At 68.1% G+C, this 11956-nt stretch carries 8 protein-coding genes; 3 read left to right on the plus strand and 5 right to left on the minus strand.

All coding sequences use genetic code 11. The annotated features are described in order from the left end of the window. Positions 1-1671: a dolichyl-phosphate-mannose--protein mannosyltransferase gene (locus tag ACLM5J_RS01260; protein ID WP_413654189.1), complete on the plus strand. Its 1671-nt coding sequence runs from the start codon at positions 1-3 to the stop codon at positions 1669-1671. A gap of 95 nt (positions 1672-1766) precedes the next feature. Continuing rightward, a complete protein-coding gene (locus ACLM5J_RS01265) occupies positions 1767-2426 on the plus strand; it encodes a DUF305 domain-containing protein (RefSeq protein ID WP_413654190.1) in 660 nt (219 codons plus the stop codon). Positions 2427-2505: 79 nt separating this feature from the next. On the opposite strand, the gene pntB is transcribed toward ACLM5J_RS01265, so the two are convergent. From pntB to ACLM5J_RS01285, 4 genes are all read right to left on the minus strand, one after another. Further along, positions 2506-3927 (minus strand): Re/Si-specific NAD(P)(+) transhydrogenase subunit beta, encoded by a 1422-nt coding sequence (pntB, locus tag ACLM5J_RS01270; RefSeq protein WP_413654191.1) that lies wholly within the window; start codon positions 3925-3927, stop codon positions 2506-2508. Positions 3928-3942: 15 nt separating this feature from the next. Then, the gene (locus ACLM5J_RS01275; RefSeq protein ID WP_413654192.1) at positions 3943-5466 is read right to left on the minus strand and encodes a Re/Si-specific NAD(P)(+) transhydrogenase subunit alpha; all 1524 of its coding nucleotides are present in this window, start codon (positions 5464-5466) and stop codon (positions 3943-3945) included. A gap of 274 nt (positions 5467-5740) precedes the next feature. Continuing rightward, entirely contained in the window at positions 5741-6688 is a 948-nt protein-coding gene (locus tag ACLM5J_RS01280; RefSeq protein WP_413654193.1) for an FKBP-type peptidyl-prolyl cis-trans isomerase, read from the minus strand. Positions 6689-6771: 83 nt separating this feature from the next. After that, positions 6772-10260, minus strand: coding sequence for an InlB B-repeat-containing protein (locus ACLM5J_RS01285; protein WP_413654194.1), 3489 nt, complete (start codon positions 10258-10260; stop codon positions 6772-6774). A 249-nt stretch (positions 10261-10509) separates the two neighbouring features. Between ACLM5J_RS01285 and ACLM5J_RS01290 the strand changes: the two genes are divergently transcribed. Beyond that, positions 10510-11274, plus strand: coding sequence for an SDR family NAD(P)-dependent oxidoreductase (locus tag ACLM5J_RS01290; RefSeq protein WP_413654195.1), 765 nt, complete (start codon positions 10510-10512; stop codon positions 11272-11274). A gap of 57 nt (positions 11275-11331) precedes the next feature. Here the strand turns inward: ACLM5J_RS01290 and ACLM5J_RS01295 are convergent, their stop codons facing one another. Continuing rightward, positions 11332-11949 carry a TetR/AcrR family transcriptional regulator gene (locus ACLM5J_RS01295; RefSeq protein ID WP_413654196.1) on the minus strand — a complete coding sequence of 206 codons (618 nt, stop codon included), beginning with the start codon at positions 11947-11949 and terminating at the stop codon, positions 11332-11334. Positions 11950-11956 lie beyond the last annotated feature (7 nt).

An 11956-nucleotide genomic window follows, 5' to 3' on the forward strand; every position in this document is an offset into this window, starting at 1 on the left:
GTGAGCACGCTGACGCCGACCGATCCCCACGGCGCGTCCGCCCCTGCCCGTCCGCGTCACCTCGCCGATCCGGCGACCGGCACCAGGCCACGGCCCTTGGTGAGTTGGAGCGCGGGCTTCGGCCTCGCCCTCTTCGCGTTCTTCCTCCGGGTCTGGAAGCTCGGCGAACCGCGCGAGTTCTCCTTCGACGAGACCTACTACGCCAAGGACGCCTGGTCCCTGCTCCACTTCGGCTACGTCCGCAAGGCCACCGAGGACGCCAACGAGCAGATCCTCAACGGCCACGCCGACAAGGTCTGGCTCGACGATCCGAGCCTGACCGTCCATCCCGACGTCGGGAAGTGGATGATCGCGGCCGGCGAGAAGGTCTTCGGGATGGACCCGTTCGGCTGGCGGATCAGCGCCGCCGTGATCGGCTCGCTGATGGTGCTGGTGATGTTCCGCCTGGTGCTGCGGCTCACCGGATCGATGCTGCTCGGCGCCTTCGCCGCGCTGCTGCTCTGCTTCGACGGCATGCACCTGGTGCTGTCACGCCTCGCCCTGCTCGACATCTTCCTCGCCTTCTGGATCCTCTGCGCGGTCGCCGCACTGGTCGCGGACCGCGATTGGACCCGGGCCCGGATGGCCCGCTGGGACGGAGTCGGTCCCTGGGGACCGTTGCGCGGGCTCTGGTGGCGCCCCTGGCGACTCACCGCAGGGATCTGCTTCGGGCTGGCGATCGGCGTCAAGTGGAGTGCGCTCTATCCCCTTGCCGCGTTCGGGATCCTGGTCTGGCTCTGGGACGCGGGGGCTCGGCGCAAGCTGGGTGTGCGGATGGCGGTGCTCCGTTCGGCGCTGGTCGACGCCGTGCCTGCGTTCGGTTACCTGGTCGTCGTCGCCGGCCTGGTCTACGTCGCCTCCTGGAGTGGCTGGCTGGTCAACGCCCACCAGTACGAGGAGCACCTCTCCAGCACCCAGTACACGGGTTTCGTGAAGGAGGGCCCGAACTGCCAGCACGTCAGCGACGACGACGCCACTTGGCCCACCGCCAAGGAGCCGGACGCCAGCGGACCGGCTGAACTGGTGCAGTCGCTGCGCTCGCTGTACCACTACCACCGCGACCTCTACACCTTCCATACCCACTACCTGAACTGCTCCGAGCACACCTACCAGTCAGACCCCCGCGGCTGGCTGCTGGTGAACCGGCCGGTCGGCGTCAACGTGGAGAACAACATCCCGCCCGGCACCCAGGGCTGCGACGCCGCGGCCGACTCGCACTGCCTGCGCCAGGTGCTGCTGATCGGCACGCCCGTGCTCTGGTGGGGCGGAGCCGCCGCGCTGATCTTCGCCGCCGTGATGTGGGTGGGCCGCCGGGACTGGCGCTACGGCGTCGCGGTGGTCGGCGCGCTGACGCTGTGGCTGCCCTGGGAGCTCAACGACGAGCGGCCGATCTTCAGCTTCTACGCCTCGGCGTTCCTGCCGTTCCTGGTGATCGCCCTGGCGCTGGCCGCGGGCCATCTGCTCGGCCCCGGCCGCGGGCCATCACGACGGCGCACCCTCGGCACCATCGTCGTCGGCTCGTTCTTCCTGCTGGTGCTGTTGAACTTCGCCTGGTTCTGGCCGATCTGGACCAACGGTCTGCTGACCCACTCGGAGTGGCTGGACCGAATGTGGTTCCAACGCTGGATCTAGCTCAATGTGACCTCAGCGCGCATTTTCATCCCAGATTTGAACGCTGAGCTCACATTGGCGTTGCGGTGCGGGTCGTCGACCGGCAAGGTTTCGGCATGCGCCGCCTCTCCCCTGCCGCCATCGGAGTCACCCTCCTGCTCGCCGTCACGTTGAGTGGCTGCGGCGAGGAGAAGCAACCGGCACCCCAGACGGTCACGCTCGGCGGCACGGAGGCCTCAGCAAACACCGAACTGGTCTCCCGGCCCTGGGGCATGGCACCCCGCCCACCCGCGATGCAGAAGGCGCAGCGGCCCAGCGATGCCGACGTCGCCTTCATCAGCGCCATGATCCCGCACCACGAACAGGCCCTCCGGATGTCCGCGCTCCTGCTCGAACACGAGCCGCTCGACGACCGGGTCCGAGCCGCGGCAGAGTTCATCGCGGCCGATCAGGGCCTGGAGATCCGCACCATGCAGAGCTGGCTCGACGCCTGGCGCGCCGAGATCGACCCGCCGTCGGCCCACCACGACCACGGAGCGATGCCGGGCATGCTGGAGCCGGCCGAGGTCGAGGCGCTCGCCGACCTGGGGAGCGGCCGGGCCCAGCTCGAGTTCCTGGCGCTGATGGTGCGCCACCACGAGGGTGCGGTGACCATGTCCCAGGAGTACTTGGACGACGCCGTCAACGTCTTCACCCTGGCCACCGCGCAGCACGTGATCCGCGAACAGCAGGTCGAGATCCGCTACCTCAACCAGGTCCTGGACTCGCTGCGCTGAGGGTCGCTCACCCTGGGAGACGAGCGAAGAGGCCCCGCCACGAACCTGGTTCGCAGCGGGGCCTCTCGGCGTTGAGCTATCAGAGCGCGCGGAGGATGTCCTCGACGCGGTCCTTGGCGTCACCGAAGAGCATCGCCGAGTTCTCGCGGAAGAACAGCGGGTTCTGCACACCGGCGTAGCCCGAAGCCATCGAGCGCTTGAAGACGATCACATTCTCGGCTTCCCAGACCGTCAGCACCGGCATGCCGGCGATCGGGCTGGCCGGGTCCTCGGAGGCGGCCGGGTTGACGGTGTCGTTGGCACCGATCACCAGGACGACCGAGGTCTCGGCGAAGTCGTCGTTGATCTCGTCCATCTCGAGGACGACGTCGTAGGGCACCTTGGCCTCGGCCAGGAGCACGTTCATGTGACCCGGCAGACGACCGGCGACGGGGTGGATACCGAAGCGGACGTCGACGCCCTTGTCGCGCAGCTTCGAGGTGAGCTGAGCAACGCCGTACTGGGCCTGGGCCACAGCCATGCCGTAACCGGGGGTGATGATGACCGACTTTGCGCCGTTGAGCATCTCGGCAACGCCCTCGGCGTTGATCTCGCGGTGCTCGCCGTAGTCCTTGTCCTCGGCGGGGCCGGCAACGATGCCGAAACCACCGGCGATGACGGAGATGAACGAGCGGTTCATCGCCTTGCACATCACGTAGGAGAGGAAGGCACCGGAGGAACCGACCAGGGCACCGGTGATGATCAGCAGGTTGTTGCCGAGCAGGAAGCCGGAGGCAGCCGCGGCCCAGCCCGAGTAGCTGTTCAGCATCGAGACGACGACGGGCATGTCGCCACCGCCGATGGACGCGACGAGGTGCCAACCGAGGAAGAGGGCCAGCGCGGTGACCAGGATGATCAGCCACAGCTGCGGGTCCACCACGAACCAGACGGTGAGCGCGATGAAGACGACCAGCGAGCCGACGTTGATGAAGTTCTTGCCCGGCAGCATCAGCGGGTTGGACTTGATCTTCGCGGAGAGCTTCAGGTAGGCCACGATCGAGCCGGTGAAGGTGACGGCACCGACGAAGACGCCGATGAAGACCTCGGCGGAGTGGATGCCGAGCATGTCCTGCGCCTTGAGGGCCAGCACGGCGCGGCTGTCGTCGCCCTCGTACTCGGCGTGCAGGTAGGCGTTCCAACCGACCAGCACGGCGGCGAGACCGACGAAGGAGTGCAGCAGCGCGATGAGCTCGGGCATGCCGGTCATCTCGACGACCTTGGCCCGCTGCAGACCGATCACGGCACCGATGATGATGGCGCCGATCATCAGGCCGAGACCGGCGTTGGACATGTCGTTGTCGATCGCCAGGGCGATGGTCGCGACCAGCGCGACGGTCATACCGGCGATACCGAAGTAGTTACCCATCCGGGCCGACTCGTGCTTGGACAGGCCGGCGAGCGCGAGGATGAAGAGCAGGCCGGCTACCAGGTAGGCGGCGAAGGATGCAGATTCAATAGTCATGTGTCAGCGCTCGTTTCAGGATCGCGAGAACATGGCAAGCATGCGGCGAGTCACCGCGAAGCCACCAAAGACGTTGATGGAGGCCAGCAGGATCGCTACCGCAGCAAGCCCGGTCACGAGGTTCCCGTCGTGTCCGATCTGGAGCAGGGCGCCGACCACGATGATGCCGGAGATCGCGTTGGTCACCGACATCAGCGGGGTGTGCAGCGCGTGGTGCACGCCCGTGATGACGTAGTAGCCGATCACGATCGACAGCGCGAAGGTGACGAGCTGCAGCTGCAGCACTGCCGGGGAGACGGCGACCAGCAGCACCAGAGCGGCGGCAGCGACGAGCACGCCACCGAACTTCTGGCCGGTGGTCAGCGGCTTCTTCTCCTCCTTGGCCGGCGCCGGCTCAGCCGGAGCGGCGGCGGGAGCGGCCGAGACCTGGACCGGCGGGGCCGGCCAGGTGGACTCACCGTTGCGCACGACGGTGATCGAGCGCTGGACGACGTCCTCGAAGTCGAGGACGAGCTGGCCGTCCTTCTCCGGGGTCATCAGCTTGAGCAGGTTCACCAGGTTGGTGCCGTAGAGCTGGGAGGCCTGAGCGGGCAACCGGCCGGCGAGGTCGGTGTAACCGATGATGGTCACGCCGTTCGCGGTCTCGACGACCTGACCGGCGACCGAACCCTCGACGTTGCCGCCGCTGCCGGCAGCCATGTCGACGATGACCGAGCCTGCCTTCATCGTGGCGACCATCTCGGCAGTGATCAGCACCGGAGCCGCACGGCCCGGGATCAGAGCGGTGGTGATGATGATGTCGGTGCTCGGCACGGTCTGCGCGTAGAGCGCCTCCGCACGTGAGTTGTAGTCGTCCGACATCTCCTTGGCGTAGCCGGTGGCGGAGACCTCGACGTCAGCGGACTCCACCGAGAGGTACTCACCACCCAGCGACTTGACCTGGTCGGCAACCTCGGGACGCGGGTCGGTGGCCTTGACCACAGCACCCATCGAACCGGCGGCACCGATCGCGGCGAGACCGGCAACACCGGCGCCAGCGACCAGCACGGTGGCCGGCGGGACCTTGCCCGCTGCGGTCACCTGACCGGTGAAGAAACGACCGAAGACGTGAGCCGCCTCAACAACCGCGCGGTAGCCCGCGATGTTGGCCATCGAGGAGAGCACGTCCATGGACTGCGCGCGCGAGATCCGCGGCACGGCGTCCATCGACAGCGCGGTGATCGGGCGTGCGGTGAGGTTGGCGACAGTCGCCTCCTCGGTCCGCGCGTTGAGGATGCCGATCAGCGTGGCATTCTCACGGAGACCGTCCAACTGGACGTTCGTGGGCGTGTTGACGCTCAGCACGATGTCGCCACCCAAGGCGTCGCCGATCGTGGCGCCTGCCTCGATGTAGGCCGCGTCGGAGAAGCTGGACGCGTCGCCCGCTCCTGCCTCAACAACGATGTCGTATCCGAGCTTCGCGAGCTGAATCACGGTGGCAGGTGTGGCCGCCACTCGTGTCTCGCCAGGGCTTTGCTCCCTGATGACTCCGATGATCACTACTACTCCGTTCTTCGGCGGAGACGACGCCAGAACCTCTGTGCCGACTCCGTGCCCAGGGCCTCGTTGCCCCGATCCCGCTCGCGGGATCGTATCGAGGGGTTCAACCTGTGGAATACACCCGTCTCACCATGTGTGAGTGACCTGACTCACCCTGCGGACGGTTGAGCCGAGCATTACCCACGAGTACCGGCTACCGCAAAACGGCGCCCGCCGTCAGTCGGCCCGTCTGGACCGACCGACGGTGGACGCCGTCGCGAGAAGAGGTGGAACGTCAGAGATTGACGCCGAGCACGTCGATCACGAAGACCAGCGTGGAGTTCGCCGGGATGGAGCTCTGCGCCTTGTCGCCGTAGCCCTGCTCAGCGGGGATGGTGAGCAGCACCCGGCTACCCGCCTTGACGCCGTCCAGGCCCTTCACCCAGCCCTCGATCAGGCTGCCGGGAGCGAGCGAGAAGGTGATCGGGTCGCCGGAGAAGGACTCGTCGAACGGCTTCTTGCCTCCGTAGACGGCGCCGAAGTAGTCGACGGTGATGTTGTCGCCCTCGGCGATCGCGTCGCCGGTGCCCTCGATCAGGGTGACCACCTCAAGCTTGCCGGACGGCTTCGCCGGCGACTTGCTGAAGTCGAGGCCGGTCACCGCGCCGTCCTTCTCGACGACGCCGGGCGTACCCGCGGGGGCCTGCTGCTTCTTGCCCTCGGGACCATCCAGCGGCGGCGCGCTCTCAGAGATCAGGTCGATGATCATCACCAGGTCGTCGCCGGCCTTGAGCCCGGACTGGGCGACGTTCTCCTCGCCCACCATCTCCTCGACCGGCAGCGCCAGCACGACACGGCTGCCGACGGCGTTGCCGATCAGCGCCTTCGCGAGCGTCTCGTTCTGCTGGGCGAGGTCGAACTGGTCCGGCTTCTCGGCGGTGAAGTTGTCCTGGATGGCGTCGCCGTTGCTGCCGTAGACCATCGCGAACCGGTAGTTGATCTTGCTGGTCTCGGTGACCTTCGCACCGTCGCCCTTGATCACTACGTCGGAGGTCGCCTTGTCGACGTCGAACTTGTCGACCTCGACCTTCGGCGCCTTCCCGAACTCACCCGAGACGGTGAGGCCCTTGAGACTGGCGGCGCCGGAGCCCGCGTCGGACTTCTTGTCGTCGGAGTCATTGCCGCAGGCAACGGTGGTGATCAGCAGAGCGGCCAGGGGCACAACTACGCGCAGGCGTCGCATTCTCAAAAAGCCTCGTCATCTCAGAAAGTGGTGCCGCCAACGGTAGGCGGTCAACCTGAAGAACGCCTGTGCAACGCCCAGGTTCACTTCAGCCGGACCAGGGTGTAGCCGATCTCGGCGCTCGGGTCGGCCCAGGCGGGGGTGAAGGTGAGCGTGGCGGTGGCGCCGGCAGCCACCGCGAACCGCAGGTAGATCGACCCGCCGCGGGCGGCGTAGGTGTCCACGGACGAACCATCGACGGCAAGGACGGCGTTGCTCAACGGGTAGGAGCCGTTCAGCGCCGTGAAGACGCTCCGGAAGCTCCAGCTCGGCTGGGCCCACTTGCCGGAGGCGCCGAGCGGGCCGGCATCCGCCTGGTCATCGAGGAACATCGCCAACACGAAGTCGCGGTACCAAACCTGAATGTCGGCACCGGTCACCGCGGTGAAGGCGGCCGCAGGCGTGCCGCTCGCCGAAGCGAGCGCCGACCAGAATGCCTCCTCGGCAGGCAGCGCCCCGTTCGCATGCCGGTCGGCGGCGTAGCGCAGGAAGGCCCACCCTGCCCCACGTGCCGCACCGGTTCCGCCGTCCGCGAGCAGGCCGCTGCGCTGCGGGCTCTGCAGCCAGCCGCGGAACCGGCCGAAGCCGACGTTGGCGTAGGTGTTGAACGCCGCGACCCGCTTGCTGGCGTTGGGTCCGCTGGTGAGCTGCGCGACCAGGATGTTCGCGAGCGGGGTCAGGCCGACCGAGGCTCCGTAGAAGGCGCGCTCGCTGGCGGCGTCGCCGAGCGCCATACTCAGCCAGGTGCCGTCGAGGACCGCACCCGCGTCGAGGCGAGCGCCGTCGTGGATCAGCAGACCGAGCTGGCGCGCCATGCCAGGCAGCGAGGCGCCGTTGGCGAAGCTGGCGGTCCGGACGTTGGAGTTGACCGCACCAGTGGCGTCGGGAGCGAGCAGGTAGATGACCTCGCCCTCGTTGCTGAGTGCGCACTCGCTCTTGTCCAGCAGGTCCAGCGGGCGGACCAGGTCACTGACGACGGCGCTCGACGCCGGGGGCGCGAGCTCGTTCAGGCCCCGGGTCACGAAGATCACCACACGGTCGTTGCCGTCCACGTCGGACGGCGCGCCGAACGCGCCGGTAACGGCCGGGTAGATCGTCTCGTCGAACGCCTTGAGCAGCTCGTTGTAGTAACCGGTCTCGGTGTCCAACGGCGCAAGGCCGCCACTGTAGGCAGGGTTCTGGGCGTCGCCGACAAGGATCGCGTGGTCGCCGACCGCCTTGACGACCGCGTTCGTGCCGGTGCCGGTGGCACACCCGGCGCTCATCTCCCGATTGAGCCGCCAGGTGTCGCCGACCGCAGGGACCACGCCGGCAGGCACGCCGGCCGCGGGGACCAGCGGCGTCCCGGCGGCGGCACCGCCACGAGCCGCTTCGGCGATGGCGACCTCGTTGCGTCGCCGGGTGGCGTCGGCGTCTGTGGTGGCGGCGGCGCTGCCGCTCTGTCCGGGGATCGCCGAGCCCACGTTGCCCGTGATCGAGGTGGTCATGGCCAGACTGGAGCCGGACATGTTCGTGGGCACCAGCAGGTATTCAGCGGCGGCGGCATCGGTGTTCTTCACTTTCAGCTGGCCGCCGGCAGCCGGGACCGCCCCGGCGGCGTCACCGTGCTGTGGAAGCACCACTGCGTTCGCGAACTCGGCACTCACACTCAGCGACGCCGTCACGCCGGTGTCGGTGCGCGGGTTCGCGGTGACGCCGTCGCTCCACTGTACGAATGCGTAGCCGTCATCGGGTACCGCGGTGACCGCGGTGCCGTCCTCGCCGTGCTCGACAGTCTGCGAAGCGGTGCCGGTGAGCGTGCCACCGGTATCGGCGGTGTAGGTGAGGGTGTAGGTCAGCTTCTCGAAGACCGCGCTCACGGAGAGGTCTGAGACCACGTTCAGATCGGTCCGCGGGTTGGCGGTGCTGCCGTCGCTCCAGCGCACGAAGCGGTAGCCGGTGTCGGGTACCGCAGTGATGGCATTGCCGTCGCTACCGTGGTTGACGTACTGAGTGGCGGTGCCACTGATCGTGCCGCCGGTACCTGCGGTGTAGGCCAGGGTGTAGGAGCTCGTGGCGAAGAACGCGGTGATGCTCATGTCCGCGGTGATCGGGCCATCGCTGCGCGTGGCATCGGTGTTGCCGTCTCCCCACTGCAGGAACTCGTGGCCGACGTCAGGAACAGCGGTGACCACGGTCGAGTTCGAGCCATGACCGACGGTCTGGGTGGCGGCGCCCCCGATAGATCCGCCGGAGTCCGCGAGGTAGCGGACCGTATAGGTGATCAGCTCGTACTCGGCGGTGACGGTGAGGTCGGCACCGACGGCGAGGTCAGTGCGCGGGTTGGCGGTGACGCCGTCGCTCCACCGGACGAACCGGTAGCCGGTGTTGGGCGTCACCGAGACCGCCGGGCCGTCGTCGCCATGCTCGACGGTGGCCGGGGCACTCGGCGCGACGGTGCCGTGGGTTCCCGGTAGGTAGGTCAACGCGTAGGTGTTGACCTCGAAGATCGCGGTCACCGCGAGGTCCGCGGTGACATTCAGGTCGGTGCGCGGGTTGCCGGTGCTGCCGTCGCTCCAGCGCAGGAAGTGCTGGCCGGCGGAGGGGGCGGCGCTGACGGCGGTGCCGTCGTCGCCGTGCTCGACGCTCTGCACGAGGTCGCCGCTCAGGGTGCCACCGGGGCCTGCGGTGTAGGTGAGGTCGTAGGAGAGTCGGGCGAACTCGGCGGTCACGGTCAGATCCGCCGCGAGCGCGACGTCGGTCCGCGGGTTGGTGGCGCTGCCGTCGCTCCAGCGGACGAACTCGTAGCCGGTGTCGGGCGCAGCGGTGACCGCAGTGGCGTCGTCGCCGTGCCTCACGTTCTGGTCGGCGTCGCCGGTGATGTTGCCGCCGGTGCCTGCCAGGTAGCGCACCCGGTAGGTAGAAACGGCGAACTCGGCGGTGACCGAGAGGTCGGCGCGCACGTCACGGTCGGCCCGCGGGTTGTCGGTGCTGCCGTCGCTCCAGCGGACGAACTCGTAGCCGGTGTCGGGCACGGCGGTGACCGCGGTGCCGTCGGTGCCGTGGGCGACGGTCTGCGCGGTGGTGCCGCCCAGGGTGCCGTTCGGCCCGGCCGCGTAGGTCAGGTCGTAGGTGATCGCTGAGAAGCGGGCTTCGACGACGATCTTCGCAGAGACGTCGCGGTCGTGACGCCGCGCGGTGCTGACGCCGTCGCTCCAGTCGACGAAGGTGTGGCCGGCATCGGGGACCGCGGTGACCGGAGTGGCGTCGGCCCCCTTCACGACCCGCTGGGTGAGGTCACCGGTGACCTTGCCGCCCGTTCCTGCCGCATAGGTGACCGCGAACCGCGTGGCGCTCTCGCCCTCCGGGTCGACTCCGCCGGGCTCGGTGCCATCACCGTGCCCGGGCTCGGACTGTTCGTTGTCGTCGAGCTGGCCGGCCGGCGGGCAGCCGCTGTCGGCCGAGGCCCGCTCGAGGGGTGCCGCAGCGGAGCCACAGAGAACCGCCAGCACCAGGAGACCCACCGCTGCGGCGCGGAGGTTCCGGCGGCTCATCGCGATCAATCCAACGAGGAGAAGCCCTGCCCCCAGGATGATCGGAAAGACGGAGGGGCCACCGGCGGCAGGGAGACAATCCACTCACCAACTTTAAAGACGAAGCGTGGATCAGATCCAAGATTGAGCACAGAGCAAGACGGGTCGTCTAGACCAGGGGGGTCGGCGGCAGGCCACCCCGCCCCTCGACGGCGGAACCCTGCCCTGGATACAATCAAACGCTTGCTTGATGAACTGAGAGGAGACCCCATGTTCGGTCAGCGCCCAGGTACCGCGCTCGTCAGTGGCGGCACCGGCGGGATCGGGGCAGCGATCTGCCGCCGACTCGCAGAGGAAGACAGCACGGTGCACTTCACCTACCGCTCCGCCGAAACAGCGGCAGCCGAGCTCCTCGGCGAACTCCGGGCACACCGCGCGTCCTGCAGTGCCGCACCGCTCGACCTCACCGACGCGGACGCCGTCAAGGAGAGTGTCGACGCCGCAGCGGCCACCCACGGCGGCATCCACACCCTGATCCACGCAGCCGGACCGCACGTGCCGATGGTCCACCTCTCCCGGGTCTCTCCGGTCGACTTCGCTCGCCAGGTGCACATCGACGTCGACGGGTTCTTCAACCTGATCAGCGCCGCCCTCCCCCACCTGCGCGAGTCGCGTGGCTCGGTCGTCGTGGTGAGCACCGCCGCGACCAGCCGTTACCCGAAGCGCGACGGCCTCTCGTCCGGTCCGAAGGCGGCGGTCGAGGCGCTGGCGCGCGGCTTCGCTGCCGAGGAGGGCCGGTTCGGCGTCCGGGTGAACTGTGTCGGCCCCGGCATGCTCACCGACGGCATGGCCGAGCGGCTGATCGCCAACGGCGACCTCGACGAGGCCGCACTCGCGATCACCCGCGAGAACATCCCCCTGCGCCGCTTCGGCTCCGCGCTCGACATCGCCGAAGCCGCGCTCTTCCTGGCCTCCGACCGGGCCGGCTTCATCTCCGGCCAGAAGCTCGACGTCGACGGCGGCTACGGCGTCTAACCCCACCGCTCAATGTGACCTCAGCGCTCGGAATTCAGTGAATTCCGAGCGCTGAGGTCACATTGAGCGGGGGTTAAGGCCGTCGAAGAGCAGTGCGAGGTACTCGTCGGCGACCTCATCGATCGTGACGTCGCCGCCCGGGCGGTACCAGTGCACCACCGGCCAGACCGAGTCACGGATCAACCGGAACGAGACCTGCACCCGCAGGTCGGAACGGAACTCCCCGGCCTCGATCCCCTCGGCCAGGAAACCACTGATCATCGACTCGAAGTCATGACGACGGGCCGCCATCGGCTTGAACCGCTCGTTGAGGTGCAACAGCGCGCCCTCGTTCTGGTAGACGCGGACCTCGTCGTTGTGGGTGTGCATGGTCTCCAGCGAGACCCGAAGGGCACGCTCCAACTTCACCCGCGGGCTGTCGGCGGAGTCGATGATCTCCTGGTACCGCGCCCAGAGAACGTCCTGCAGGCCGCTGACCAGCGACTCGAGGATGTCCTCCTTGGACTTGAAGTAGTAGTACAGGCTCCCCGACAGCAGACCGGCGGCGTCACCGATCTCGCGCACCGTGGTCGCTGCATACCCACGCCGAGCGATCAGCTCGGCGCAGACCTTGAGCAACTCGGCACGCTTCGCCTCACGGTAGGCAGAGTCCTCACCCGACTGGCGTCGCGCCATGGTGGAT

It is taken from the genome of Nocardioides sp. Bht2, assembly GCF_047308515.1.
In the GTDB taxonomy this organism is placed as follows: Bacteria; Actinomycetota; Actinomycetes; order Propionibacteriales; family Nocardioidaceae; genus Nocardioides.